Annotated in this window: 1 rRNA gene; it reads left to right on the top strand. The window is 65.0% G+C overall.

Annotated elements, in window-relative coordinates:
* Positions 1 to 843, top strand: a 23S ribosomal RNA gene (locus ACK8P7_RS10940); the annotation flags it as partial.

An 843-nucleotide genomic window follows, 5' to 3' on the forward strand; every position in this document is an offset into this window, starting at 1 on the left:
AACCGGGGGAACTGAAACATCTAAGTACCCCGAGGAAAGGAAATCAACGGAGACTCCGGGAGTAGCGGCGAGCGAAACCGGACCAGAGCCCAAACCCGCGCACGTGCAAGCGACAGGGCGTTGCTGCGCGGGGGTTGCGGGGCGAGCCATCCCGAGAGCCTGCTCTCTCGGGCGGAGTCGCAAAGCCACACGGAAGCGGAACGGCATGGGAAGGCCGGCCGCAGCGGGTGAGAGCCCCGTACGCGGATCCGTGTGGCCTCCGAGGCGCGTCCCCGAGTAGGGCCGGGCACGTGAAACCCGGTCCGAAGCAGGGGGGACCACCCTCCAAGGCTGAGCACTCTCCCATGACCGATAGCGAACCAGTACCGTGAGGGAAAGGTGAAAAGCACCCCGAGAGGGGAGTGAAAGAGCACCTGAAACCGTGCGCCCCCAAGCAGCCGGAGCACCCTTCGCGGTGTGACGGCGTGCCTTTTGTAGAATGAGCCAGCGAGTTGCGTCCGGCGGCGAGGTTCAGCTCAGAAGCGAGCCGCAGCGAAGGCGAGTCATTAAGACGGGGATCAAGTCGCCGGGCGCAGACGCGAAGCCGGGTGAGCTATCCATGGGCAGGCTGAAGCAGGGGTAAGACCCTGTGGAGGGCCGAACCCACTTCGGTTGAAAACGGAGGGGATGACCCGTGGATAGGGGTGAAAGGCCAATCAAACCCGGAGATATCTCGTTCTCCCCGAAATAGCTTTAGGGCTAGCCGCGGCCGTTAGCCGCCGCCGGTAGAGCACTGGACCGCCGAGGGGGCCTCGCAGCCTACCGAAGCGGACCAAACTCCGAACGGCGGCGGCCGAGAGGCCG

It is taken from the genome of Oribacterium sp. P9 (assembly GCF_046365365.1).
GTDB lineage: Bacteria > Bacillota > Clostridia > Lachnospirales > Lachnospiraceae > Oribacterium.